General features: G+C 45.4%; 23 protein-coding genes and 1 tRNA gene. 6 read left to right on the top strand and 18 right to left on the bottom strand.

The window, feature by feature from the left end; translation table 11 throughout:
- Positions 1 to 13: 13 nt before the first annotated feature.
- Together V7O64_RS12735 and V7O64_RS12740 are read left to right on the top strand one after the other, a co-directional pair.
- Positions 14 to 745, top strand: a complete 732-nt coding sequence (locus tag V7O64_RS12735; RefSeq protein WP_407355745.1) for a HesA/MoeB/ThiF family protein — start codon at positions 14 to 16, stop codon at positions 743 to 745.
- Positions 746 to 758: 13 nt separating this feature from the next.
- Positions 759 to 1166, top strand: coding sequence for a molybdenum cofactor biosynthesis protein MoaE (locus tag V7O64_RS12740; RefSeq protein WP_407355746.1), 408 nt, complete (start codon positions 759 to 761; stop codon positions 1164 to 1166).
- A gap of 28 nt (positions 1167 to 1194) precedes the next feature.
- Here V7O64_RS12740 and nadA read toward each other — a convergent pair whose 3' ends face one another.
- Positions 1195 to 2124, bottom strand: a complete 930-nt coding sequence (nadA, locus tag V7O64_RS12745) for a quinolinate synthase NadA (protein ID WP_407355747.1) — start codon at positions 2122 to 2124, stop codon at positions 1195 to 1197.
- 254 nt (positions 2125 to 2378) lie between these two features.
- Between nadA and V7O64_RS12750 the strand changes: the two genes are divergently transcribed.
- From V7O64_RS12750 to V7O64_RS12765, 4 genes are all read left to right on the top strand, one after another.
- Positions 2379 to 3026, top strand: a complete 648-nt coding sequence (locus tag V7O64_RS12750) for a B12-binding domain-containing protein (RefSeq protein WP_407355748.1) — start codon at positions 2379 to 2381, stop codon at positions 3024 to 3026.
- On the top strand, positions 3016 to 4053 hold the full coding sequence (locus V7O64_RS12755; RefSeq protein WP_407355749.1) for a uroporphyrinogen decarboxylase family protein: 1038 nt from the start codon (positions 3016 to 3018) through the stop codon (positions 4051 to 4053). Before V7O64_RS12750 ends, V7O64_RS12755 begins: the two co-directional genes overlap by 11 nt.
- A gap of 81 nt (positions 4054 to 4134) precedes the next feature.
- Complete coding sequence (locus tag V7O64_RS12760) at positions 4135 to 5739, top strand: ATP-binding protein (protein ID WP_407355750.1); 1605 nt, start codon at positions 4135 to 4137, stop codon at positions 5737 to 5739.
- A 220-nt stretch (positions 5740 to 5959) separates the two neighbouring features.
- Positions 5960 to 7435 carry an MASE3 domain-containing protein gene (locus V7O64_RS12765; RefSeq protein WP_407355751.1) on the top strand — a complete coding sequence of 492 codons (1476 nt, stop codon included), beginning with the start codon at positions 5960 to 5962 and terminating at the stop codon, positions 7433 to 7435.
- Positions 7436 to 7463: 28 nt separating this feature from the next.
- On the opposite strand, the gene V7O64_RS12770 is transcribed toward V7O64_RS12765, so the two are convergent.
- The 17 genes from V7O64_RS12770 to V7O64_RS12850 all read right to left on the bottom strand — a co-directional run bounded on the left by V7O64_RS12770 (position 7464) and on the right by V7O64_RS12850 (position 25749).
- Positions 7464 to 7829 carry a DUF1641 domain-containing protein gene (locus tag V7O64_RS12770; RefSeq protein WP_407355752.1) on the bottom strand — a complete coding sequence of 122 codons (366 nt, stop codon included), beginning with the start codon at positions 7827 to 7829 and terminating at the stop codon, positions 7464 to 7466.
- Positions 7830 to 7843: 14 nt separating this feature from the next.
- A complete protein-coding gene (locus tag V7O64_RS12775; RefSeq protein ID WP_407355753.1) occupies positions 7844 to 9034 on the bottom strand; it encodes an NAD(P)/FAD-dependent oxidoreductase in 1191 nt (396 codons plus the stop codon).
- A gap of 275 nt (positions 9035 to 9309) precedes the next feature.
- Complete coding sequence (gene rpsJ, locus V7O64_RS12780; protein ID WP_015052947.1) at positions 9310 to 9621, bottom strand: 30S ribosomal protein S10; 312 nt, start codon at positions 9619 to 9621, stop codon at positions 9310 to 9312.
- Positions 9622 to 9655: 34 nt separating this feature from the next.
- Positions 9656 to 10924, bottom strand: coding sequence for a translation elongation factor EF-1 subunit alpha (tuf, locus tag V7O64_RS12785; RefSeq protein ID WP_407355754.1), 1269 nt, complete (start codon positions 10922 to 10924; stop codon positions 9656 to 9658).
- A 118-nt stretch (positions 10925 to 11042) separates the two neighbouring features.
- Positions 11043 to 13235, bottom strand: a complete 2193-nt coding sequence (locus tag V7O64_RS12790) for an elongation factor EF-2 (protein ID WP_407355755.1) — start codon at positions 13233 to 13235, stop codon at positions 11043 to 11045.
- A gap of 45 nt (positions 13236 to 13280) precedes the next feature.
- Complete coding sequence (locus tag V7O64_RS12795) at positions 13281 to 13841, bottom strand: 30S ribosomal protein S7 (protein ID WP_407355756.1); 561 nt, start codon at positions 13839 to 13841, stop codon at positions 13281 to 13283.
- A gap of 4 nt (positions 13842 to 13845) precedes the next feature.
- On the bottom strand, positions 13846 to 14274 hold the full coding sequence (locus tag V7O64_RS12800) for a 30S ribosomal protein S12 (protein WP_407355757.1): 429 nt from the start codon (positions 14272 to 14274) through the stop codon (positions 13846 to 13848).
- Positions 14275 to 14323: 49 nt separating this feature from the next.
- Positions 14324 to 14749 (bottom strand): NusA-like transcription termination signal-binding factor, encoded by a 426-nt coding sequence (locus V7O64_RS12805; RefSeq protein WP_407355758.1) that lies wholly within the window; start codon positions 14747 to 14749, stop codon positions 14324 to 14326.
- Between the two features lie 14 nt (positions 14750 to 14763).
- Positions 14764 to 15051, bottom strand: coding sequence for a 50S ribosomal protein L30e (locus V7O64_RS12810; RefSeq protein ID WP_407355759.1), 288 nt, complete (start codon positions 15049 to 15051; stop codon positions 14764 to 14766).
- A gap of 104 nt (positions 15052 to 15155) precedes the next feature.
- Complete coding sequence (rpoA2, locus tag V7O64_RS12815; protein WP_407355760.1) at positions 15156 to 16298, bottom strand: DNA-directed RNA polymerase subunit A''; 1143 nt, start codon at positions 16296 to 16298, stop codon at positions 15156 to 15158.
- Positions 16299 to 18941, bottom strand: a complete 2643-nt coding sequence (locus V7O64_RS12820) for a DNA-directed RNA polymerase subunit A' (protein ID WP_407355761.1) — start codon at positions 18939 to 18941, stop codon at positions 16299 to 16301. It lies immediately after the preceding gene.
- Positions 18942 to 18954: 13 nt separating this feature from the next.
- Positions 18955 to 20769 (bottom strand): DNA-directed RNA polymerase subunit B, encoded by a 1815-nt coding sequence (gene rpoB / locus V7O64_RS12825; protein ID WP_407355762.1) that lies wholly within the window; start codon positions 20767 to 20769, stop codon positions 18955 to 18957.
- Positions 20762 to 22384 (bottom strand): DNA-directed RNA polymerase subunit B'', encoded by a 1623-nt coding sequence (locus tag V7O64_RS12830; RefSeq protein WP_407357349.1) that lies wholly within the window; start codon positions 22382 to 22384, stop codon positions 20762 to 20764. The genes rpoB and V7O64_RS12830 overlap by 8 nt, the downstream gene beginning before the upstream one ends.
- A 97-nt stretch (positions 22385 to 22481) precedes the next feature.
- Positions 22482 to 22718 (bottom strand): DNA-directed RNA polymerase subunit H, encoded by a 237-nt coding sequence (locus tag V7O64_RS12835; RefSeq protein ID WP_407355763.1) that lies wholly within the window; start codon positions 22716 to 22718, stop codon positions 22482 to 22484.
- A 53-nt stretch (positions 22719 to 22771) separates the two neighbouring features.
- Positions 22772 to 22848 (bottom strand) — tRNA-Lys (locus V7O64_RS12840).
- A 323-nt stretch (positions 22849 to 23171) separates the two neighbouring features.
- A complete protein-coding gene (locus tag V7O64_RS12845; protein ID WP_407355764.1) occupies positions 23172 to 24407 on the bottom strand; it encodes an adenosylhomocysteinase in 1236 nt (411 codons plus the stop codon).
- 43 nt (positions 24408 to 24450) lie between these two features.
- The gene (locus tag V7O64_RS12850) at positions 24451 to 25749 is read right to left on the bottom strand and encodes an amidohydrolase family protein (RefSeq protein WP_407355765.1); all 1299 of its coding nucleotides are present in this window, start codon (positions 25747 to 25749) and stop codon (positions 24451 to 24453) included.
- Positions 25750 to 25778 lie beyond the last annotated feature (29 nt).

A 25778-nucleotide genomic window follows, 5' to 3' on the forward strand; every position in this document is an offset into this window, starting at 1 on the left:
GGAAAGTGTGATCATGTTGGATAACGCAGAGCTTGAACGATACAGCAGACAAATCATGCTGTTTGGTGAAAAGGGTCAGCAGCGCCTCAAGGATGCCAAGGTTTTCATTGCAGGTGCAGGAGGCCTTGGATGTCCTGTTGCACTTTACCTTGCAGCAGCCGGGGTGGGGCACCTGAGGATTGCAGATCATGATGTTGTGGAGCGGACAAACCTCAACCGCCAGGTACTGCACTGGGAAAATGATATCGGCAGAGAAAAAGTATTATCCGTTAAGGAAAAGCTTGAGTCTGTCAACCCATACATAGATGTGCAGGCCTTTCATCTGACAATAGACGATTCAAATGTCTGTGAGCTGATAGGGGATAGCCGGCTTATAGTCGATGCTATGGATAACTATGCTGTACGCTATCTTCTCAACCGTGTTGCTCATGAAAAGGACATTCCACTTATCCATGGTGCCATCCGTGGTTTTGACGGACAGGCAATGACTATCATTCCAGGTAAAAGCGCCTGCTTTAACTGTGTTTTCCCAACAGCCCCACCAACGGAGGTTTTCCCGGTTGTTGGTGTGACTCCTGGAATAATTGCCATGGTGCAGGCAAATGAGGTAATCAAATACCTGCTTGGCAAAGGTGAACTCCTTACCGGCAGATTGCTCATATGGAATGGTCTTTGCTCGGAAATGGAATATTTGCAGGTGTCAAGAAGGCAGGATTGTCAGGTCTGCGGCAATAAGAAAGGATGATAGGAGCATTTCCATGATAAGTATCACAACTGAAGATTTTGATATAAATGCAATGATCACCCGGTCAAAAAGCTCTGAAATGGGTGCAGTGGTCACTTTCCTTGGGACGGTCCGGGATGATGGTATAGATATGCTTCATTTTGAAGCGTATGAGGGTGTGGCTATCCGGGAGATGGAAAGCATACAGGATGAAGCCTTCGAAAAATTCGATATCCAAAGCGTTGATGTTATCCATCGTATAGGGGAGTTGCCCGTGGGTGAGAATATAGTGCTCATTATCGTTGGTGCAGGCCATCGCAAGGAGGCTTTCAGGGCATGCGAATACATCCTTGAGCGCATAAAGGAAAGTGTCCCGATATGGAAAAAGGAAATCGGGGATTCAGGAGAGCGCTGGATTCCCGGCGAAGCATACAGATCCTGATCCTGTATCTTTTTAAATTTTAAAAATTTCAGACTTCAAGCATTCTCCGGATTGAGAGGCATGCCCGATCTGCTATGTCCGAAGGTACGCTTACTCTGGGGTTGAGATCCTGCAGCGAGCTATATACTTTCATGAGGTCTGTCCTTTTCATATTGCTACAAATAGCCTGTGAGGATAATGGATAGCACAACTTTTCAGGACAGTCCTTTTTCATCCTGTGGAGTATCCCTGTTTCAGTGCCTATTATGAATTCTTTTTTTCGGCTCCTGCAAACATGCTCTATCATTTGGGAAGTTGAGGCTACATGGTCGGCCATATCAATGACCTCTGCCCTGCATTCAGGATGTACCAGCAATTCTGCTTCAGGATGCAGGTTTTGCGCTTTCTTTACGTCTTCAGGTTTTATCCGGTCATGCACAAAACAGAACCCCTCCCAGGGCATTATCTTCTTTTCAGTGAAGCGTGCCACATAGCTTCCCAGATTCCTGTCAGGTACGAAGATAACCTGGTCAGCATCAAGGGATTGTACTACCTTTAGAGCATTTGAGGATGTACAACATATATCGCTCTCTGCTTTTACCTCTGCAGTCGTGTTGACATAACAAACGACCGCTGCTTCAGGGAATCTCTCTTTAAGTACACGCAGCTCCCCGGCAGTTATCATTTCCGCCATGGGACAGTTTGCCTCTTTAGCAGGCAGCAACACTGTTTTATCAGGTGAAAGAATGGCTGCCGTTTCTGCCATGAAGTCAACCCCGCAGAATACTATTACATCTGCTTCCTGATCGGCCGCTTTTCTTGCAAGTTCCAGGGAATCTCCTGTGAAGTCGGCTATGTCCTGCACTTCAGGGATCTGGTAGTTATGGGCCAGTATCACTGCATTGCGTTCTTTTTTGAGCTGTGCTATCCTCTCTTTAAGTTTTTCAATGCCCAATATCGTTTTTTCATTACAGGTCATACAAGATACCTTTTATGTTCTATGTTTTCAGTGTGAAGCAGTCATATGGAATGTGAGTTCACAATTGAGAATGGACTTTATTGTTATTTATTTTTTCCTTCGTTCTGTGTGTAGACATATTCTGTAGATAAATAGAAAAAGACCATGATAAGATACCATGTAGTCGGGATGGCATACCTCATGTCCATTGTATTCAATAACATATTTATATAATTTGCATTATATATCTTGTATGGCAGCAGGTTGGTGAATATATGGATACTGGTGGATTTCCGGTTTACGAATTTGAAAGTGCACTCCTTTCTTTGAACAGGGTTGCAGCAAAAAATATAATCGCAGCAGAGTTCACCGGCGATAACGCTTTTGGGCTTATAAGCGGAATCATTTCTCCGGCTCTTGAAAGTATCGGTGATATGTGGGCAAAGGGTGAAATAGCACTTTCACAGGAATATATGGCAGGTAAGATATGTGAAGAGGTAGTAGAAAGTATACTTCCTGAAAGAAGTCCCGCCAGAAAGAATATGCCTGTAATTGGTATTGCGACCCTTGGGGATGAACACCTTCTTGGAAAACGCATCGTTTGCTCTTTCCTTAAAGCCAGTGGTTTTAATATTCATGATTATGCATCCATGGAGGTCGAAGAAGTTGCCACAAGGGTCAAAGATGATGGTGTTGAAGTTCTTATGGTATCGACATTAATGCTAAATCTTGCTTACGGGGTCAAAAAACTCAGGACAATTTTCGATAAAGAAGGGATCAGTGCAAAGATAATAGTCGGAGGTGCTCCTTTCCTGTTCGACCGGGACCTGTGGAAGGAAGTAGGGGCAGATGCAATGGCAGTGGATGCCATGGAGTCTGTCAGCAGGATCAACGATTTACTGGGGTGCCACAATGAACAGTGATGAAATGACCCCTATGGAAAGGGTTTTGACCAGTCTTGATCATAAAGAGCCGGACAGAGTTCCATTCTTCCTGCTGCTGACAACTCAGGGTGCAAAAGAACTAAATCTTCATGTAAGCGAATATTTCTCTAAACCAGATCTAGTTGCAGCTACACAGATAAGAATGCAGCAGAAGTACGGCCATGATTGTTACTATTCTTTTTATTATGCTTCCCTTGAAATGGAAGCATGGGGAGTTGATTCTATCTTCTATCCTGATGCAGCTCCTAATTGTGGCAGGCCAATAGTCCGGAATGTAGAGGACATAGCTACACTAAAAGCACCTGATGTTTATGAGTCCCCTCATTTGCAAAAGGTCCTGGTGACAACAGAGCTGCTCAAGGCAGATGCAGGGCAGGATATCCCTGTTATCGGGGTGGTTATGTCTCCTTCTTCCCTGGCAACCATGCAGCTGGGGATGGATCTTTATTTCGATCTTATGTATGATCGAACCGAGATTTTAGATGAACTAATGTCTGTCAATGAAGAATTCTGTGTCCAGTGGGCCAATGCTCAGCTTGAGGCAGGAGCTACAGCTATCTGTTATTTTGATCCGGCTTCTTCTTCAACTATAATTCCACCCCAATTCTATAGGAAAACAGGGTTTAAGATTGCCAAAAGATGCATCTCGAAGATAAACGGGCCTGTTGCCACTCATATGGCCTCTGGAAAGTGCCTTGCGATCATTGATGATATTGCAGCTACCGGAACTGCGCTTGTTTGTACTAGTGCAATGGAGGATCTTGCAGAAATAAAAGCTGCATGCAATGGAAAAATATCGGTTCTGGGTAACCTGAACGGTATAGAGATGAGGCGCTGGACAGATAATGATACCGAAACCAATGTAAAGGAAGCGATCAAAAAGGCGGCCAGTGGAGGTGGGTATATCCTTTCTGACAATCATGGTGAAATACCCTACACAGTCCCGTCTGATGTATTGATGTCCATCTCTAGGTATGTAAAGAAATGGGGAAAATATCCCAGGTAAGATCATATGTTTTACGACCATTATCTTGTTGCAACTGAGTACATTCGAAATGAAGTGGAATATGTATTTTCTGATAATCCAATGTTCAAAGGGATAAAAACAAAATATTTCTCAGCACCGCAGAAATCTCAGCTTACTGAATTTGTCCTGGATATTATCGGTAACTGCAAATACGATAATGATATATTGCTTCTATGTGACAGGTCCTGCCCTGAGATGTCTGTCCCGGAGGAATATTCCGGGTTTTTCAAAGTGCATCTGATAGATGATATTCTTTCTTTTTTCATGGGGAAGGAGATTTTGCAGGAACATAAGAATGCAGGTGCTTTTATCACAGTTCCCGGCTGGCTGGAAAAGTGGCAACACAACCTGATAGAACTCGATTATCATGGCAATATGGATCGATTCAGGGATACATATACATATATTCTTATCCTGGATACGGGTATTCATTCTGATCCTGTTGTTTGGGCAGAAGAATTTTCCACATTTACAGGTGTTCCGTTTGAGATGCTGGATGTAGGGATGGCACATTTCAATCTGGTCCTTGAGAATACGATACTGCGATGGGATGTCGGCAAGAAAAAGGATCAACTGAAACAATGCAACAGGAAAGCAGCTTCATATGCCATGTCAATCGACTTTATCAGGACAATCGCTGACCTGACAGATGAATCAGAAGCAGTTGATTCCATATGCAACTTATTCAGCACGATGTTTGCTCCTGAAAAAGTGCTTTATCATGCTTTTAATGGTGATGGGGAGTTGGCCGGATATTGTGAAACCTCAGGACTTGGCAGGGAATGCATAATGCAATTAAAGGATTCGGATTCAAGTTATGTTGTGTTTGATTCCGAAGATGGTTTTGCCATAAAGATATCAACTGCAGAAGATATTCTGGGCATAGTTGAGGTTCATTGTGTTGCTTTTCCGGAATATCTGAATGAGTATCTAAGTGTTGCTCATGATCTTGCAAAGGCTTCCGGACTTGCAATATCCAATATAAGGCGATATTATGAGCTTTTCCAGGCCAGGGAAGAAGAGGCAAAGCTTGCCGAGATGCTTCGTACTACCAATCGTATTCTCAGGCATGATATTGCCAATGACCTGCAGGTCATAATCGGGGCATTGGACCTGTTTGAAGAAACTGACAATAAAGAATTCATCTCTATGATCAGAAAAGCTGCACAGAAAGGTGTGTTTCTTATCAGGAACATGCGGGAACATGATAGGTTTGTCTTCGATAAGAATTGTTTTGAACTGCTGAATGTCAAAAACCTTGTTGATGCCGTTATTAGTAAACATACGGCAGAATTCAGTGTAAAGGGGAATTGCCTGGTCATGGCTGACAAAGCTATGTCTTCTGTGTTTGATAATATAATCAGTAATGCCATAATTCACGGGAAAGCCGGGAAAGTGGAAATTGAGATCATCAGGCAGGATGATAAATGCAGGGTATCTTTTGCAGATAACGGCATAGGGATTCCTGACAGGGTAAAACCAAAAGTCTTTGATGAAGGTTTCAAATATGGTGAAACAGGTCATACTGGCTTTGGTCTGTTCATTGCAAGAAAAGTAGTTGAACAATGTAACGGTTCCATACATGTTGAGGACAATATTCCTTCAGGTACGGTATTTGTAATTGAGTTGCCATCTGTGGATATTGCTGAGGGTGTTGTGAAATGATCTTGCTTTCTCTATTTTTTGTCACCTCATCTCTCTTAAATTTTGTTTCATCTTGTATTCTGCATTTTTCTGGCGGACATATGTCAAGCTTGTAAATATTTTCTTTTGACGATAGTAATTATATTGGGATTTGAATATTATATTATGCATAGCAATTTATATTATAGAGCTACAAATATACCATTGAGTATCATAAATTGGTCTTACCGGAGAAAACAAATTGAAGATCAGACATCTGGGCAACAGTTACTTTGAAGCACTATTACTTGTTCTTTTTGTAGTGTCCCTGTATTTTATAAGTCTTGAGAGTTTTCTCCTTTTCCACAGTATTGTTGAAATAGCCAGTATTATCATTGTATGTACTGTTTTTTTGATCGTATGGAATTCAAGGAATTATATGGAGAATTCCTATCTCCTGTTTCTTGGTATAAGCTATCTTTTTGTAGCAGGAATTGATTTTTTTCATACTCTGAGTTATAAGGGAATGGGTGTTTTCCCAAATTATGATGCTGATCTGGCAACTCAATTATGGATATCTGCCAGATATATGGAAAGTGTTTCTTTATTGATAGCCCCTTTTATGTTAGGAAGAAAACTCAGGGTACACAGGATACTTTCAGTGTATTTTGCAGTAACTTTCTTACTGTTTGTAGTGATATTCAGGGGCCATTTCCCGGATTGTTTCATTGAAGGCAGTGGTCTGACTCCTTTTAAGATACTAAGCGAATATGTCATCTCTTTAATATTGCTTGCTTCTCTGTTCATGCTTCATAAGCATAAAGCTGAGTTCAGTCACAATGTATATAATTTCCTTTCAGTTGCTATTGTTTTTACTATCTTTGCCGAGCTGGCTTTTACCTTTTATATAGATGTATATGGCTTTTCAAATCTTGTAGGTCATTATTTTAAACTGCTCTCTTTTTATCTGATCTATAAGGCTATTGTCGTCACCGGTCTTATGAGGCCTTATGAACTTCTTTACAGGGAGCTTAAAATGAAAGAATACAATCTGGTGAAGGAGAAAGAGTCGCAGGAAAGTCTTCTGGAGACACTTGGCCTTGTCAATAAGATACTCAGACATGATATTTTGAATGACCTGAACATTATCTCCCTTTCAATTGACAATCTCAAAGAAAGGATGAATGAAAAAGAGCTGGATATGTCACACCGGGCAGTTGATCATAGCCTGAAAATAATCAGGGATATGAAAGATCTGGAATCACTGATCTCCATTAAGGGATTGAGTACTATTGATCTTCGCCTGCTTTTGATGGAGACTGCACAGGAGTTCCCTGTAACGGTCAATATAACAGGAGACTGTTCCGTAAAAGCCGATAATGGTCTTCGTTCAGTTATCGGAAACATCATCCAGAATGCAATAGTTCATGGGAAAGCTGACAGGATAGATGTTTCCATGAAAGAGATAAACGGGTCATGTGAACTGAGGATCTCTGATAACGGATCCGGGATTGCGGATAAGATAAAAGGGCGTGTCTTTGAAGAAGGTTTCAAATATGGAAGAGCCGGACATACAGGCCTTGGTTTGTATATCGCCAGGAAGATAGTTGAACGCTATGGCAAGATCTCTCTGGAAGATAATGTCCCTTCTGGTGCTACTTTTATATTGAGGCTGAATATTGCTGATGCTGCTGCCAGAGGCATGGAACAAGAACCGGGTTTTGTTTGGGAGGCATAGAGGTCCCCTGAAGGGGATCCCTTTAGATTCAGTCTTCTGTAGCCCTTCCCATGGCTTTAAGAAGCTCTATCATGATTCCCAGACCTTTCTGGAAATCCTCATCCTGCATTTGTTTTAACATACCACCAATACCTACTTTAGGTGGATTGAGAAGAGCCTTATCAAGTGCAGGGTCCTGAACCCCTCTTTCCATAATTTCTACCAGGTCAGTACACATGATAGCATTTGTAAGTTTTAAGAGTGTTGACATTACCTGTGCAATGCCATGTGCTGTCTGGTCGTTTATGTAGTTTTGCATTATTCTCATTGTCCTTGCAAGATCAAGGATCGCTTCCACATCTGCTGGCTCGATGTTAATTCCTGATATCTGGTCTTTGATGTTCTCATCTGTCATATCTCCATCCTCCTTTAGAACAATCCTTTTACACTTATGTCCCAGTGTATGTGGTAGTACATGCGGTACATGAACCAGCCCATTTTTGTGGTTGTGAATGGTGCAGGGGGTACTCCGTATTTCCAGGTGGCTATATATCCTTTACCGGGTGTGGAAGGGGTTTCCAGTTCAGTGACAATGGGACATCCGGTTTCTCCTTCATATGGTGTTTTAATGCCGTTCCCATAGATATCATTGATAAGATTCTGGCTGACCGCAATTGCCTGATAGTGTGCACCGATGCCTGTTTTGAGTATGTCGGCAGGCCCAAGGTCGCCGAGAACATATACATTGTCATGGTCACCTGCAGGTCCCCGATACTGCAGGGTGGCCCTGTCAGCAGATATCCATCCCTTTTCATCGGTCAGTCCCGATTCTATGAGTATATCAGGAGCTTTATGTGGGGGTACTGTTATCAGCAGGTCATAATTAATTTTATCGCCGTTTTTTGATGTCAATTCCTTTTTACCTGCATCGACATTGGCCAGCTGGAAATTCCTGACGACCTCTACACCTTTTTCTTTGAACTGGCCGGTTACAAGTTTGTTGAATTCGGGAGGTCCGATGGGTTCCATGGGCCATACAAGGGTCATTTGTACATCATCCCTGTTCTTTTTGACGTTTCTCAGGTAGCTTTCCAGCATAAAGGTGAATTTAACAGGTGCACCGGGACAGGGTACAGGCATGGAGGCAACCGAGACCACAATCTTTCCCCCGCTTATGTTCCTTACCAGGTCTCTGACCTTAAATGCATCTTCCATAGACGTGTAGAATGTGTTAAGGTCATTTGCAAGTCCTGGTACTGCAGCTATATCAGCTTTGCATCCGAGTGCAATAACAAGGTAATCATATTCGTATTTTTTACCGCTTCTGACACCAACTTCTTTATTTTTCAGGTCAACTGCAGTTACTTCCCCATCATTACCATAAAAGGCTTTTACTCTGGGACTGATGAGTTTATTCCGGGGTCTTGTGATATCTTCGGGTGTATAGAGTTCAAAAGGTATGAAAGTAAACCCACCCTGGTTAATGTTAATGTCACTTTTATCAAGTATCGTTACCTCTAATTCATCCTTTGCAATTTTGTTCCTTAATTCTCTTGCAAGTATGTTGGCGACTACCGATCCGGCATAGCCTGCTCCTAATATCAGTACCTTTTGTTTCATAGTATTACTCCATAATTTTTATGAGTTCCCAGTTTATTCATAATTTGCGGTACTGGTAGATTTTCTCAGTAGTATTTAAGGAAATGGAAGAACTTATCAAAACAGATGATATTCAGCAGTTCTATGTGATTATATTTCAGTAGAGCAGAGCCTAAAAACGGCATCTGCAAGTCCAGAGAAGGCACTCAGAGTGCCTGCTGCAAGACGAGAAGTAGGAGGTTACAGATCTGATCTGTAACTGAAAGATATAGTTATTGGTGTCAATAACTATAGTTTTAGTTCTGGAGTACTATCTCGATGTTGATGTCCTTTGGAACCTGGATACGCATGAGCTGCCTGAGTGCACGCTCGTCTGCTGCAATATCTATGAGTCTCTTGTGTACACGCATTTCCCAGTGGTCCCATGTGGCGGTTCCATCGCCGCTTGGACTTTTACGGACAGGTACTACCATCTTTTTTGTCGGTAGTGGAACCGGTCCTGAGATACTTACACCTGTTCTGTCTGCGATAGCTTTTACCTGATCGCAAACACCATCAAGGTTTACAGGACTGATTCCTGATAATCTTATTCTTGCTTTCTGTGACATGTTCTTCTCCTAAAAAAGGAAAGTAAGGAGTGTCTTACTTCTGTTTGACACTCATGCACATGCCGGCAGCAATGGTCATACCCATATCACGGATGGCAAACCTTCCAAGCTGTGGAATCTCCTTCACAGGTTCGATTACCATTGGCCTTGTTGGCTTGATGGTTACGATAGCTGCATCTCCTGCCTTGATGAAGGTTGGGTTCTCTTCCTTGACCTGACCTGACTTAGGATCGAGCTTCTTGTCGATAGACATAAGTGTACATGCGGTCTGGGTTGTGTGGCAGTGGAATACAGGTGTGTAACCGACTGTGATCGCAGACGGGTGCTGGAGTACGACGATCTGTGCAGTGAATTCATCAGCTACCGATGGTGGTTTGTCGGAAGGACCACAGACATCTCCTCTGCGGACATCATTCTTACCTACACCTCTGACGTTCCATCCGATGTTGTCACCAGGTACTGCCTGTGGGATTTCTTCGTGGTGCATTTCGATGGACTTTACTTCCCCGCTTACTCCGCTTGGATTGAAAGTGACATTCTGTCCCTTCTTCATGATGCCGGTTTCGACTCTGCCTACAGGCACGGTTCCAATACCGGAGATCGTGTATGCATCCTGTACAGGGATCCTGAGTGGAAGTGTGTCTGGTTTTTCAGGTTCCTTAAGCTCATTGAGGCACTGAAGCAGTGATGGGCCGGTGTACCATGGGGTGTTAGGACTTGATTTGGTGATGTTGTCTCCCTCAAATGCTGATGTGGGGATGAAAGGAATCTCACTTGCCTTGAACCCTACCATGCCAAGGAGTTGACTGACATCCTTCTTTACTTCTTCGTATCTCTCCTGGCTGTAGTTAGCTGCATCCATCTTGTTCACAGCAACTACCAACTGGTTGATACCGAGGGTCCTTGAAAGGAAAACGTGTTCCTTTGTCTGGGCCATTACGCCGTCAGGTGCTGCAACTACAAGGACTGCTGCATCTGCCTGGGAGGCACCGGTGATCATGTTCTTTACGAAGTCACGGTGGCCTGGACAGTCCACTACTGTAAAGTAGTACTTGTCGGTATCGAATCTCTTGTGAGCGATATCAATTGTAACACCTCTCTCACGCTCTTCCTTGAGTGAGTCCATGACCCATGCGAAAGCGAATGATTCTTTACCTTTCTCTTTTGCTTCTGCCTTGTATTTTTCGATAAGGTGAGCAGGGACTGCTCCTGTCTCGAACATCAATCTTCCGACAAAGGTTGATTTGCCGTGGTCAACGTGACCTATAACTGCTAAATTCATATGTGGTTTCTCAGTTGCCATGTTTACTTACTCCTTATTTAATGTTGATCTCAATATGATTTGACCTAATTGTTGTTTCTACTTTTAAACCTTTCTGACGGGTCAGGTATTTTGTAGCCCTGGCTACAAAACACTCTGTTCACATGCTGAGGAAATCGGATGCCTGTGGTAACTCCTTCTTCAGTCCTTTCCTTTCCCTTATAGAACATACGATCTCAGTTGTCATGTTGGTCGGAAGTGTGTCAAAGCCAGCGAATTCCGTGCTCCACATTGCACGTCCCTCTGTAGCTGATCTGATGTCACCTGCAAATCCGAAGAGCTCTGAAACAGGGGCCTTAGACTCGATAATTGTCATGTCACCTTCAGCGGTCATGTTGACAATGATTCCACGGCGTCCCTGGATCTCTTTTGTTGCGCCGCCCATCTGATCCTGTGGTACCTGGATGAATACCTTCTGGTAAGGTTCGAGAAGCGTATCATCTGCCATGAGCATTGCTGCCTGGATACCCTGTCTTGATGCAGGAATGACCTGTGCCGGTCCTCTGTGGACTGCATCCTCGTGTAACTTTGCATCCATGAGCTTTACCTTGACACCCATGCAGGGTTCCCTTGACAGGGGTCCGGCTTTCATTACTTCCACGAATCCTTCAAGTATGAGTTCCATGGTTTCGCTGAGATGCTGGATACCCTTTGTCATGTCAATATATATGTTGCTCTCGTAAATATCAGTAATTCCTTTTGCTTCGTCCTTATCCATTCCGGCTGCCATGAGTTTTTCCCTGCGCTCAAGCTCGGGCATTCTCATTGATATTTCCCCGTTCCTGATAAGTTCCCTTACTTCAAGCTCAAGGGGCTCGACTTCTACGTAGAATCTGTTGTGCCTGTTTGGTGATTTACCTTCAACAGGACCAGCCTTGTTGCGTATGGTCTCACGGTAAACGACCAATGGTGGTGTGGTTGTTATCTCAACACCCTTGTCACGCTGGATCCTGTGTGCAATGACTTCAAGGTGGAGTTCGCCCATACCTGCCATCAGGTGTTCGCCGGTCTCTTCATTGAGTGTGATACTAAGCGTGGGATCTTCCTTTGCAACCTGTCTGAGAACATCAACTAGCTTTGGAAGGTCTTTCATGTGTTTTGCTTCAACAGCTACTGTAACAACCGGCTCGCTGCCATGCTTTATGCTCTCAAATGGTGTCATTCCGTCAAGGGTCGTAACAGTCGAACCGACGATGGCATCCTTAAGGCCTGTTACTGCTGCAATGTTACCTGCAGGGATCCTTTCCACTTCGATCCTTTCAGGACCCATGAATATGCCGACCTGCTGGATCCTGTTCTTCTTGGAAGCACCTGTGACATATACTTCCATACCACGGCTCAGTGCTCCACTGAAAAGCCTTCCGGTTGCAACTTCTCCTGCATGCGGGTCCATGGAGATATCAGTAACCATGAAAGCAAGATGTCCCTCATCATCTGCTTCTGCCATTGACTTGCCAATCTCTGTACTCTTGTCTCCGTGCCAGATGACAGATACCCTGTCGCTCTGGGCGTCGATTGGACTTGGGAGGTATTTGATAACCATGTCGTTGACAGCTTCATGAAGCGGACACTTTTCAGCAAGTGCCTTCATATCACCTGCACGGCAATAATCATATACCTGGCCGAAACTGACACCGGTCTTTTGCATCATTGGCACGCTGATCGCCCAGTTGTAAAGAGCAGAACCGAATGCAACTGTACCGTTTGCAGCATCGACTCTCCACCCTGCCTTGTAACGTTCTTCATTCATGCCCTTAATGAGCTTGTTGACGTGATCTATAAGCTTGCCGAGCCTGATCTGCATTTCCTGCGCGTCGACCTGAAGCTCATTGATAAGACGATCCACCTTATTGATGAAAAGCACGGGTTTGACGTGCTCTTTTAATGCCTGCCTGAGTACGGTCTCTGTCTGTGGCATTGTACCTTCAACAGCATCAATTACCACCACTGCTCCGTCCACTGCACGCATTGCACGTGTAACGTCCCCGCCGAAGTCTACGTGACCTGGTGTGTCAATGAGGTTGATGAGGTAATTCTTTCCTTCATACTCGTGCACCATTGAAACGTTTGATGCATCGATCGTGATACCTCTTGCCTGCTCCTCCTCATCAGAGTCCATGAACAACTGGCGTCCTGCCAGCTCTTTAGAGATCATGCCTGCTCCTGCAAGCAGGTTGTCTGACAAAGTGGTTTTTCCGTGGTCTATATGAGCAACAATGCCGATATTGCGTATCATCACAGGGTCATTCATGAGTGCTGTGACCTGCTCGACCATCTTCTTCCTTCTACCCATATTAATTACCTTATTCCTGAATTTTAATTAATGATATGCATGGTGTTAACGGGCTGCCTTTGCAACTCTTTCCTTTGCATCTTTCCTGTTGATGGAGAAGCACTTAGCATCACGGTTTGAAGCTGCGATTATCTCTGCTGCAAGACAATCTGCTGCACTCCTCTTGGACTTGAATGCAGCCTTGTTCGCTCCCATTGTGATATACCTTAGTGCAGTGTCAACACGCCTCTGTGGTGCAGTGTCTACAGCTTTTGGTACGGAGATACCGCCGTATTTAAGCCTGACCACTTCTTCCCTTGGTCCTGCGTAAGAGATAGCCTCTACCAGTACCTGTACAGGGTTCTTCTTTGTCCTTGTATTAATAATGTCCAGAGCTTCAGAAACAACTCTCATAGCGTTCTGCTTCTTGCCGGTATTTACTTCGGTGCGCATTACATTGTTGACAAGGCGTTCAACTATGCAGATGTCTGACTTGTTGAACTGCTGTCTTGCATGCTTACCGTTTGTGTGGGGTATGATCACAGGATCAAGATTGACGTACCTTCTGATTCCCTGGTCAGCAACCTCTACTTCTGCGAGATCCCATTTTCCGAATAACTTGTACATATTATTATCTCCTTGGTTTCTCTTTACGGCCAATGACCATCTCATTTAAAGATACATTGTTTACAGCGATGACCTTGAAACGTACACCGGGGATATCACCCATTGCACCGCCCATGCGGCCACCAATCCTCTCGACAGTGACTTCATCGTGCTCGTCGATAAAGTTAATTGCACCGTCGCCGGGACAGAATGCTGATACCTGACGTCCGTTCTTGATCAACTGTATTCTTACACATTTCCTGATGGCTGAGTTTGGCTGCTTAGCCTCGACACCCACTTTCTCAAGCACGATACCTCTTCCCTGAGGTGCACCACCGAGCGGATCTGCTTTAATGTCAAGTCCAAGTGTGCGCCTGTTATAGCCAGGGTCTTTCCACCTTGCATTTTGTCGAATGCGCTTAAGCGTATGAGCTGCATATTTCCCATTTGGCATTTTATTTCCTCCAATTATGTCTTTGATGAGTATGATATTATCTGAATGATCACTGCAGGATCACATCGTCGATGTCATGATGTCTCTTTGCGACAAGTTTGACCTTTTCAATGTTTTTCCCATTTCGTCCTATGGCAAGACCTTTGTCCTTATTAGATACTTCTACATAAGCCAATCGCTTATTGTTCCTGCTTGTGATGTTCACTGATTTGACAGGTATCGGACTGAATGCGTTCTTTATAAAAGAAACCGGTTCGTCCGAGTATTCAACAAGATCTATCTGCTTATCCACCGTCTTTTTCATGCGGTTGATATGGTCGCCCTTTTTCCCGATCGCTGCACCCATATCTCCTTCCTTGATCACATATATTATCCTGCCGTCATCGACAATACAATCTTTGACAGCTGCTCCGGTTATTTTTTCAAATAATGCGATATATCGGATACCTTCAGTGGATAACTTGATCTCGCCCAAATATCGCAACTCCTTTAAGCGGCAGCCAGAATGTCGGATTCTCCGCTGTCAATGATCGCCATTGCAGCGATAATGAATGGTTTTCCGCAGGCAGGTCCGAGTTCTGTTCCTGTACCCTGGTAGTTGAGTATCGGTACGTTGGTGCTTTCGATCTTGGCTCTTACATCTGCCGGGCAATTTGCGGCAAGTACCACCATCTTTGCCTCATTGTTCATGGCAGCATCAATAGTCCTGTTAGATCCAATGATCACCTTTCCGGTTCTGATCACTTTGATCAATGCTTTGTCAATGTTAATATCCATTTATATCAACTCATTTATAACGTCAATTTGAGATTTGTATTAATAAGTGATTCCGTATATTTACTTTCTGGTTGTCCTTTATATAGGGCTATATAACAACCTTTTCATTTCGCAATGAGATGTACGTCTCCGGTTCCCAGCTTTATGGGCTGACCGACGATGATGTTTTCTGTAACGCCATTAAGCTCATCACGGTCTCCGCGCATACCTGCATCAAGCAGGTGATTTACAGTGACTTCAAAAGCCGCACGGGCAAACACACTGGCCTTTTCACCTGAAATACCATGTCTGCCTATCTGTTTCACTTCTCCGTCACAGCACATTATATCAGATACAAGCATAATATGCCTGATATCAACAGTAAGACCCTGTTCGGAAAGCGTATTAGTTGCCTCTGTAATGATGGCATTCCTTGCGGCCTCTATGCCAAAGACATCATATATCTCCCCGATATTGTTGGTATATGTCCTTGTAACATCGATCCCTTCTATCTGGAGTACTTCCTTAAGCTGTGATCCTTCTGTATAGAGTGTATATTCATCCCCGTCCTTCCTGATCACAACTCTTTTGATACCCTCGATTCCTTTCAGTGTTATTGAATGGATATTTTTTGCAAGCTGGAGAAGCTCTCGATAGGAGGGTGAATTGGGGGTGACAATTATCTGGTTTGCAACGCTGCCGGATACATTCACCATAACATCAAGTTCATCGCGAAGCTTGTCTGCGATGTCGTCTGCAGTGAGGGATCTCTGGTAAAGGGTCTTCTCATGCAGATCAATGATCAGGTGCATGTTAGCCAGGTCTGTGGTGATGTCAGCAAGATGTTCTATGTGGGTTGCCTCTATCTCCCATGCAAGCTTTCGTGCTTTATCCCTGTCATTTGCATATTCCTCTTCCAGTGCAATGGTCATCATTGGCGTACTTGGCTGCTTCCTTGCGTCGACAATTTCTATCAGACGTGGAAGACCCAGTGTAACGTTGATCTCTGCCACACCTGCATAGTGGAAAGTACGCATTGTCATCTGTGTGCCCGGCTCACCAATGGATTGTGCCGAAACGACGCCCACTGCCTCACAGGGCTCCACACATGCATATTCATAGCTTTCCTTTACACGCTCAATTATCTCTTCCAGCTCCTTTTTTGTAACGCCTACTTTCATGACGTCCTCTTTCAGAGTTTTCATAATGTTATTTGGCAGGTTAAGCCCTGAGATCATTGTATCAATAGTAACTTCACTGATAGTCATTCAGTTCACCTCCTTACCGGTGACCATTCTGACAATCCTGTGTATTGCCTCCGGTTTGCTGTAGTCACTCTTTGTGGAGTCTATACCATCCTCTCCATACTTGAACTGGACTATCACTCCACGTGTTTCACGCACCGACCCGTCATACTGGACTTCAAGATCCTGCAAAGCGTTCACAAGTCTTCTTTGCAGGTAACCTGACTGTGATGTACGGACCGCAGTGTCCACAAGACCTTCACGTCCACCGATGGCATGGAAGAAATATTCTGTGGGGTTAAGTCCGCTCTTATAACTTGCTTTGACAAACCCATGGGCATCAGCACCGAGGTCACCCCTGTCAAAGTGTGGAAGAGTTCTGCCTGCATAACCTCTCCTGATCCTTTCACCACGAACTGCCTGCTGTCCGACACAGGCTGCCATCTGGGTAAGGTTGAGCATTGATCCTCTGGCACCGGACTTGGCCATTATCACTGCAGAGTTCTCAAGACCCAGCTGTTTACCTGCAATATTACCTGTCTGGTCCCTTGCCCTGCCCAGTTCCTGCATGATCTTCATTTCGATGGTTTCCTCAAGTGTTCGTCCTGGCAGCGGTTCAAGCTCTTTTGCCTCGTAGGCCTCAATAAGTATCTTGACCTTTTCCTCAGCTTCATTTAGCAGATTGCCAATTTGCATCTTTGCGGTCCTGGGTATGTCTTCATCACTGATGCCAAAACTAAGTCCTGTCTTCATTACACCACGGATGGCAAGTCTTGTAAAGTCATCAACGAACTTTGCACCGGCCTCAGTGCCATATTCTTTTACGACCTTGTCAAGGATCTTGCCCTTGAAGGCACCGATGGCCTGTTCGTCAATGGTACCCTGGATCATCTCCCCATCTTCAATGACAACGTAAGCATCATATTCGCATTCTTTTTTCTTACAGGTGTCACATTTGAAACATACCTGTGCAGGGAACTCAAGGTAAAGTCCTTTCGGAAGGATCTGGCTGAATATCTGTTTTCCGTTCCACAGCGGTTCCTCGTCCGCGGAATGACTTGAAGGTTCGGGTAAATCCCTCACATCTGATTTTCTGAGCAGCTCCAGTGCAGCGTTCTTTGTGATGCTGTTCTCATTCCTTGTAAGCAGGAAAAGGCCAGAAATATGGTCATGTATCCCCCCTATGATAGGTCCTCCAAAACGCGGGGACAGGATATTTTCCTGCACCTGCATAAGAATGCTGGCCTCAGCCCTGGATTCTTCCGTCTGGAGCACGTGCATGTTCATTTCGTCACCGTCAAAGTCCGCGTTATAGGGCGGACATACTGCAGGGTTGAGCCTGAATGTCTTGTATGGCAATACCTTGACCCTGTGAGCCATGATGCTCATCTTGTGAAGTGAAGGCTGCCTGTTAAAGAGGACAATATCCCCGTCCATGAGCTGTCTTTCAACGGTCCATCCGGTCTCTATCTTTTCAGCCAGTTCCTCTTTATTGATCTCAGATACTCTTATACGCCTTCCATCATCGCGTATTGCGTAGTTTGCACCAGGATGTACCTCGCTTCCACGCAGTACATACATACGTAGAAGCTCTATGTTCCTTGTTGTCACCTTTTCGGGTATGGTCATCTGCATTGCGATCGCATAAGGGACGCCAACCTCATTGATGCTCAGGTTTGGGTCAGGAGATACAACAGTACGTGCTGAGAAGTTCACACGCTTTCCTGACAGGCTTCCCCTGAACCTTCCTTCCTTACCCTTAAGGCGCTGGGTGAGTGTTTTCAGAGGCCTTCCTGACCGGTGTCGTGCCGGAGGGACACCTGATACTTCATTGTCAAAGAATGTTGTAACATGGTACTGGAGAAGTTCCCAAAGGTCCTCTATAATAAGCTGCGGGGCACCTGCATCCCTGTTCTCCTGAAACCTCTGGTTTATCCTGATGATGTCCACAAGTTTATGTGTCAGGTCGTCTTCACTGCGCTGGCCGGATTCAAGTGTGATCGAAGGCCTGACAGTTACAGGTGGGACCGGCAGGACCGTAAGGACCATCCATTCAGGTCTTGCACTTGAGGGGTCCATTCCAAGTACTTTCACATCCTCATCGGGTATGTTCTCAAAACGGTCCCGTATCTCAGTCGGAGTTAGCTTGTGCCCGTCTTCTATGTAGTCGCTTGGTTTTTCAAACTTGATCTCAAGCTGCTCGGTTGAGCAGTAAGGACAGGACTTTGCCTTACGTGCTTCCTTGAACACCTCATTGATTATATTGTCAGGAAGATGCCCCATTTCCTTAGAAGTAATAAGCTGTTCCAGGAACTCTCTTTTCTTTTCAGGCTCAAGAAGCAGCCTGCTGCAATTGCGGCAGATGGATCGCAGTGTCTTGCGTATGGTCTTGTTAAAACCGACGTGTATGACCGGTGCGACAAGATCAATGTGTCCGAAATGTCCGGGGCATTCTCCTGCACGGCTTCCGCAGGTCTTACATTTCAGACCGGGGTCGATCACTCCCAGGCGCAGGTCCATAAGACCCATGTCGATGGGATAACCGTCATCGTCGTAAGTGTCAGCGGTAATGATGGCGGTCACACTCATCTTCCTCACTTCCCGGGGGGAGAGAAGACCGAACTTTATGGCACCGACCCTTTTTGGAATAGATGGAATTTCATTCATTTTGATTCACCCCTTATACAGCATCCTCAAGTTGCAGTCTGGGGGCCACACCAAGGGATTTGATTTCGTCAAGCAACAGTTTGAATGCGTAGCTCATCTCCACAGGATGGATGTCGGTTTCCGCACCACAGTTGGCACAGTACCTGACATTTCTCTTCCTGTCAAAGGTCGCTATCATTCCGCAGTGTCCGCAGACCAGCTCTACTACCTTGTCAGATTCGTCGAGCAGTCTTTCTTTCAGTGTCATTGCAGCACCATGGCCGATAAGCACATCACGCTCCATCTCTCCGAAACGCAGACCTCCTTCACGGGCACGACCTTCTGTTGGCTGCCTTGTAAGCACCTGTACAGGCCCGCGGGACCTTGCATGCATCTTGGATGCCACCATGTGGTGCAGCTTCTGGTAAAGGATCACTCCTACGAATACGTCGGCCTGTATCTTCTTGCCGGTAACTCCGTCAAAGAATACTTCCTTTCCAGTGTGTGCAAATCCATGCTGTTTGAGTCCGGCCCGCAGGTCGTCTTCCTTCTCTCCTGAGAATGCGGTTGCGTTGATCCTTCGGCCTTCCATGGATCCAACTTTGCCACCAATCATCTCAAGCACGTGACCTACGGTCATACGTGAAGGGATTGCATGTGGATTTATAATAAGGTCAGGTACCATTCCTTTTTCAGTGAATGGCATGTCTGCGAAAGGCACGATAAGACCGATAACTCCCTTCTGACCGTGTCTTGATGCAAACTTGTCACCAATCTCAGGGATTCTCTGGTCCCTTATCTTTACCTTTGCAAGGCGTGTTCCGTTAATTGATTCAGTAAGTATGACCGTATCTACGATACCTTTCTCGTTGGATCGCATTGTTATGGCACTTTCCCTGCGTTGTTCCACAGTCAGTCCGAAATCGGACTGCTCTTCAAGGAAACGCGGAGGGCTTGTCTTTCCGATAAGGACATCGTTTGGTCCGACCTGAGTTTCCGGATTCACAAGGCCGTCCACATCAAGGTTTGCATATGCTTCCGGACTGCGTGCACCTCTGAACTCGGAGTCGGGTATCTCGAACTTATCCTCCTGTCCTCCGGGGTAACGTCTCTCTTCACCTTCAAATGTCCTGAGGAAGTGACTTCTTCCAAGTCCTCTCTCAATGGAGCCCTTGTTGAAGACCAGTGCATCTTCAATATTGTGTCCTTCGTAGGACATGACAGCTACAACGAAGTTCTGTCCCGCAGGTCTGTCATCAAAGTGTATGGCCTCACATGTCTGTGTCCTGACCATGGCTTTCTGCGGATAATGAAGTATGTGTGCTCGGGTGTCCGGTCTGAGCTTTGTGTTAGATGTCGAGACACCTATACACTGCTTGACCATGGCAGCACCCATAGTATTACGCGGGGATGCATTGTGTTCCGGATAAGGTACCATTCCCGTACAGATGCCCAGCATAAGCCCTGGATTTATTTCCATATGGGTATGTTTGGGTGTTATGTGGCTTCTGTAAAGTGCGATAAATGCATTCTCCTCTTCTTCGGAGTCCAGGTATTCTATCTTTCCGTTCTTTGTCATTTCGGTATAGGATAACCTGCCCTCTGCAAGCATGTTCTCTTCTTCCTCAGATACGAGGGCTTCGCCAGCTTTTACGATGATGAGTGGTCTCCTTGCACGACCCATATCCGTATTTATAAGTACTTCATGTATGTCCTCATAATATGTGACATTGACCTGGTCTGAAATAATTCCGTTCCTGCGCTGTTCCCTGACATTCTCTACCAGTTCGGCAGGGTCGGTGTGGGTTCCGATTAGTTCTCCGTTAAGGAAAACCTTAGCTTCATTCATCGAGCAGTCCTCCCATGTCATCTAATGAATCTGAATAGTTCGCATATCCGATAGGATCTGATTTTTCGTCTTCTGCCAGATGTCTTACTTCCAGCTCGTCCACATAGTCATCAAGCTCTGCATCATATTCAGGCAGGGCCTTCAGGGAAGAATTAAGGACGGTCTTGACGACACCAAGGTCATAAAGGATACTTTTTATCTTTTTATTCTCGTCACTGCCTGTGGAAAGTTCTACCATCTGTGCAAAGTTCTTCACAAGTCCACAGTTAGGTCCTTCCGGGGTTTCCGAGGGACAAAGCCTTCCCCATTGGGTAGGGTGAAGGTCACGTGCCTCAAAGTGTGGCTGGGCCCTTGAAAGCGGGGATATGACACGTCTGAGGTGAGACAGTGTTGATATATAATCGGTCCTGTCAAGCAGCTGGGATACTCCCGTCCTTCCTCCGACCCAGTTACCGGTTGCAAGCGGGTGTTGCAGCCTGTCAGTCAGTACGTCGGCTCTGACAAGTGTGATAACATTGAGCTCACGGTTCCTCATGTTAGCTCTCTCCAGCTGGTATTTGATATCTCTTGAGAGCCTGTTGAATGCAACCCTGAACAGGTCCTCCATAAGGTCTCCTGTAAGTTTGAGCCTCTTGTTGGAATAGTGGTCCTTATCATCCGGATTACGTCTTCCAAGTGCAAGTTCAAAGCAGGACTCTGCCATCCTTCCCAGAAAGTTTGCCTTTGCTGCCCTGTCCGTGGGTTCGTTCCCAAGGTGTGGTAAAAGGTATCTGTCAATGACATAGTTTGCACGCTTTATCTGGTAGTCCCTGGCCTGTCCCGAAGCAACCCTTGAACCTATCTTTTCCATTGCATCCTCTATGTTGTCGACCTCTGCCTCTTCAAGGTTCTCAAACATGAACTTCATTATTTCGGGGTCAGTCGATACGGCCTTAACCAGCTCTTCATCAGTTTCGACACCAAGGGCTCTCATAAGTGTGATGAAATTGAGGCGGCCCGATATTGAAGGGAACGATACCTCCAGGAGTGATTTCCTTCCTCTTTCAACAACCACCAGTGCCCTGTATCCTCTTCTCTGTGAGAACACCTTGGATACTTCTATGGTGTCTCCGTATCTTTCACCGAATTCGGTGAGGATCTTGTTGGGGGCGAGGTCTTCCAGGGTCATTACCACTCGCTCGGTCCCATTGACTATGAAATATCCTCCGGGATCCAGCGGGTCCTCTCCGTATTTGACCATCTCGTCCTCGCTGAGGTTCTTGAGGTTGCAGATGTCAGATTTGATCATTACGGGAAGCTGTCCGATCTTTGCTTCCTGTGGTTCTTTTTCCTCATCATTCTCCACAACACTCATCTGCAGGTATAGGGGTGCGGAATATGAAAGGTTCCTGAGCCTGGCCTCGTTAGGATACAGGTTCTCAATGGCTCCGTCAGCCTCTTTGACCACCGGGTTCTCTACGCGGATGGCACCCAGTTTGATATAAGTGTCTTCAAGGTCTGTCTCTATGATCCTCTGTTCATCTATGATCTTTTGCAGGCCTGTCTCCAGAAACTTATTATATGAATCTATGTGATGCTGTACGATCTTCTCTTTCGTAAAAAACGAACGTGGGATCTGTCCTTTAGTTAACGCTATGATAGCACCTTCTTTATGTGATTTGTATTATTGCAAAAAAGACATGTCAATTTGTCTTGGTGTGAATGTCGCTTCCTTAAGCGATGACAAGTCGATAGTAGAAAGCCTCTCCGGCAGTCTGGCTATTACGGGATATCCTGACAACTTCCCCCACCTGTGCCCCGATTTCCTGTATGACCGGATCAACGACCTTTATCTTGGGAAGTTGCTCCTTATCAATTGCATATTGCTTTAAAACAGATTTTAGTTCCTCTTCCGACATAATCTCATGTTTAGGGATTAACTGATGATCAAGCAGGCTGAATTTTCTCACTTTTATTACTCCTCCCTCAAAAATGTGAACGTGAACACTCTTGTGCAAAATGATGGCGGGCTCGTAGGGATTTGAACCCTAGGCCGTCTGGTTAAAAGCCAGACGCTCTGCCTGACTGAGCTACGAGCCCAATTTGTTGGGTGGATTTGCCGGGACTGCTTCACGTTCATCGACTTCGGTGTAGCGGGGGATAAAAGCACTTATGGGATATAAAGTTTTCGTGCATCCCCGGTGCATTCGAACTACTACGGTTTAGAACGACTTCCTATTACTTATATGTTTTTTATTAATGTACCTTTAAACAAAACAAAAGCAGAATCTTTATATCAGATTATTTTCACTTTTTACAAAGTAGATACAGTCATTTCTGATGGAATGTCTCTTTCCTCATTTCTTAAGTAATTATTCCGGGTGTAGCAACCAAATAAATCTTTTTATTAAAAAAAAAGGGACTTATGTCCCGCATTCCCAGTTGTTCATGTAAGCTGACTGTTCTTCAGACAGTTTGTCAATGCTGATGCCCATGGACATCAGTTTCATCTCAGCAATCCCTATGTCCAGTTCACGAGGTACTGCATGTACTCCGTCTGGCAGTTTATTCTCTGCTATGTACCTTACGCAAAGAGCCTGGTTAGCAAAACTCATATCCATGACCTCTGCAGGGTGGCCGTCACCTGCTGCAAGATTTACAAGCCTTCCGTCTGCAAGCACATATACGCGCCTGTCCATGAGCCTGTATTCTTTTATATTCTTCCTGACCGTCCGCACCGAGCTTGCCATGGCAGTAAGGTCATCAAGGTTGATCTCCACATTGAAGTGTCCTGCGTTTGCAAGGATAGCACCGTCCCTGATCACTTCAAAATCCTCCCTTTTCAGTATATCCCGGTTCCCTGTTGTGGTGAGGAATATGTCCCCTATCTTTGCAGCCTCTCTCATGGGCATTACCTGGTTACCGTCCATGCGGGCTTCAAGCGCCCGAATGGGGTCTATCTCGGTAACGATCACATTTGCACCAAGGCCCTTTGCACGCAATGCCGCACCCTTGCCACACCAGCCGTATCCGCCAATGACCACATTTTTGCCTGCTATAAGGAGGTTAGTGGTCCTCATGATCCCATCCCATGATGACTGGCCTGTGCCGTAACGGTTGTCGAAAAGGAACTTTGTCATGGCATCATTTACTGCAATGACCGGCATCTTCAGTGCACCGTCGCGCTCCATGGCCTTTAGCCTGTGAATGCCCGTTGTGGTCTCTTCACATCCTCCCAGTATCAGGGGCAAAAGGTCAGTGCGTTCTGTATGGAGCTTGAAGATAAGATCAGCACCATCATCAATGGTGATGTCTGGTTTAAAGTCAAGTACCTTATCTATGGCCTCATAATATTCCTCATTGCAGCAATCGTATTTTGCAAAACAGCAGATATTTTCCTTGTTGTGAAGTGCCATGGACACATCGTCCTGTGTGCTCAGGGGATTGCAGCCTGTGATGGCCACCTGCGCTCCGCCTATGGCCAGTGTCTCCACCAGTGCAGCAGTCTTCGCCTCCACATGCAGGGCCATACCAACTCTGTGGCCAGCAAGGGGTTTTTCTTTTTCGAACTGTTCTCTTATGATATTAAGAACGGGCATATGGTTTAGAACCCAGTCTATCTTCATATTGCCGGATTCTATCATTTCGGTATCACTCATTCCGATTCTCCATTTATTTCCTAAGATCGTTGTAGTTAAATTCTCAATTATCGATTCTTGATATGAGGCCCTTTGATCTATTAACGGCACTATCTATTACTTCCTGCTCGTCAAGTGAAAGGACCTTTCCATCTTCCATTAGCAGCCTGCCACTTACTATTGTGGTCTTGACATCCTTGCCGCTGGCTGCATATACAAGATGTGATGCAACATCGTAGACCGGTGTCAGATGGGCCTTGTTCATATCAACTATGATCATGTCAGCATTGTAACCTTCCGTCAGCATCCCACTTTTGATACCAAGGGCTTTAGCTCCATTTCTCGTTGCCATCTCAAGCACTTTACGTGCCGGAAGCACTGTTGGATCCATTGTACTGACCTTCTGCAAAAGGGCTGCTGTCTTCATTTCCTCGAACATGTCCAGATTGTTGTTGGAAGCACATCCGTCTGTTCCCAGGCAAACATTGGCACCACTGTCAAGAAGTTTGGAAACAGGACAGATTCCCGATGCCAGTTTCATATTGCTCACCGGATTGTGCGAAATGTTCACACCATATTCTGCAAGTATCCTTATATCGCCGTCCGAAAGCCAGACACAGTGAGCTGCAAGCACGTCAGGCCCCCAGAAATCGATGCCTTTGAGAAAATGTATGGAACACATGCCGAAATTCTCTTTCATGTAATTGAGCTCTGCTTCTGTTTCAAGTACATGGATATGTATCCTGACATTATCTTTTACAGCCTGCTCTTTCACTCTTATCAGAAACTCCCTGGAACATGTGTTGGGGGCGTGAGGTCCGTACATAGCAGTTATCCTGCCGCCTGCTTTCCCATTCCACTCCCTGACAAACCCACTGCCTTCTTTAAGTTCCCTGTCAGCCTTTTGCTTATCGCTAAAATCTATCATTCCATAGGAAAGTGCAGCACGGAGGCCGGCCTCCTCAACAGCCCGTGCAACCATATTCTCGTGGATATACATATCCGCAAAAGTGGTGGTACCGGAACGTATCATCTCCAGGCATGCAAGCCTTGTACCGGCATAGATGTCCTCATCCGTAAGTTTCCCCTCAGCCGGCCATATGTGGTTCTCAAGCCAGTCCTGCAAATGCATATCATCTGCATAGCCCCTGAAAATAGTCATGCCGGCATGGCAGTGTGTATTCACAAGTCCCGGCATAAGGACCGAACCTCTGGCATCGATCTCCTTCTCTGCGCTGTAACCGGTCGATGTGCCAATCTCCTTTATGATGCCATTTTCTATTACAATGACCCCGTTCTCGATATCGCCTACTTCCGGGTCCATTGTGAGAATGCAGGCATTCTTTATGATCATGTCAGCCATTATCTCTCTCCTTTGATCTTGATGATATC

It is taken from the genome of Methanolobus sp. WCC5 (assembly GCF_045690325.1).
Lineage (GTDB): Archaea > Halobacteriota > Methanosarcinia > Methanosarcinales > Methanosarcinaceae > Methanolobus.

What these genes read in the sequence shown, in the direction of transcription:
- V7O64_RS12735 (WP_407355745.1), top strand. Translation starts at nt 14, where the DNA reads ATGTTGGATAACGCAGAGCTTGAACGATACAGCAGACAAATCATGCTG.
- V7O64_RS12740 (WP_407355746.1), top strand. Translation starts at nt 759, where the DNA reads ATGATAAGTATCACAACTGAAGATTTTGATATAAATGCAATGATCACC.
- nadA (WP_407355747.1), bottom strand. Translation starts at nt 2,124, where the DNA reads ATGACCTGTAATGAAAAAACGATATTGGGCATTGAAAAACTTAAAGAG.
- V7O64_RS12750 (WP_407355748.1), top strand. Translation starts at nt 2,379, where the DNA reads ATGGATACTGGTGGATTTCCGGTTTACGAATTTGAAAGTGCACTCCTT.
- V7O64_RS12755 (WP_407355749.1), top strand. Translation starts at nt 3,016, where the DNA reads ATGAACAGTGATGAAATGACCCCTATGGAAAGGGTTTTGACCAGTCTT.
- V7O64_RS12760 (WP_407355750.1), top strand. Translation starts at nt 4,135, where the DNA reads ATGTTCAAAGGGATAAAAACAAAATATTTCTCAGCACCGCAGAAATCT.
- V7O64_RS12770 (WP_407355752.1), bottom strand. Translation starts at nt 7,829, where the DNA reads ATGACAGATGAGAACATCAAAGACCAGATATCAGGAATTAACATCGAG.
- V7O64_RS12775 (WP_407355753.1), bottom strand. Translation starts at nt 9,034, where the DNA reads ATGAAACAAAAGGTACTGATATTAGGAGCAGGCTATGCCGGATCGGTA.
- rpsJ (WP_015052947.1), bottom strand. Translation starts at nt 9,621, where the DNA reads ATGTCACAGAAAGCAAGAATAAGATTATCAGGAATCAGTCCTGTAAAC.
- tuf (WP_407355754.1), bottom strand. Translation starts at nt 10,924, where the DNA reads ATGGCAACTGAGAAACCACATATGAATTTAGCAGTTATAGGTCACGTT.
- V7O64_RS12790 (WP_407355755.1), bottom strand. Translation starts at nt 13,235, where the DNA reads ATGGGTAGAAGGAAGAAGATGGTCGAGCAGGTCACAGCACTCATGAAT.
- V7O64_RS12795 (WP_407355756.1), bottom strand. Translation starts at nt 13,841, where the DNA reads ATGTACAAGTTATTCGGAAAATGGGATCTCGCAGAAGTAGAGGTTGCT.
- V7O64_RS12800 (WP_407355757.1), bottom strand. Translation starts at nt 14,274, where the DNA reads ATGCCAAATGGGAAATATGCAGCTCATACGCTTAAGCGCATTCGACAA.
- V7O64_RS12810 (WP_407355759.1), bottom strand. Translation starts at nt 15,051, where the DNA reads ATGGATATTAACATTGACAAAGCATTGATCAAAGTGATCAGAACCGGA.
- rpoA2 (WP_407355760.1), bottom strand. Translation starts at nt 16,298, where the DNA reads ATGACTATCAGTGAAGTTACTATTGATACAATGATCTCAGGGCTTAAC.
- V7O64_RS12820 (WP_407355761.1), bottom strand. Translation starts at nt 18,941, where the DNA reads ATGAATGAAATTCCATCTATTCCAAAAAGGGTCGGTGCCATAAAGTTC.
- rpoB (WP_407355762.1), bottom strand. Translation starts at nt 20,769, where the DNA reads ATGAATGAAGCTAAGGTTTTCCTTAACGGAGAACTAATCGGAACCCAC.
- V7O64_RS12845 (WP_407355764.1), bottom strand. Translation starts at nt 24,407, where the DNA reads ATGAGTGATACCGAAATGATAGAATCCGGCAATATGAAGATAGACTGG.
- V7O64_RS12850 (WP_407355765.1), bottom strand. Translation starts at nt 25,749, where the DNA reads ATGGCTGACATGATCATAAAGAATGCCTGCATTCTCACAATGGACCCG.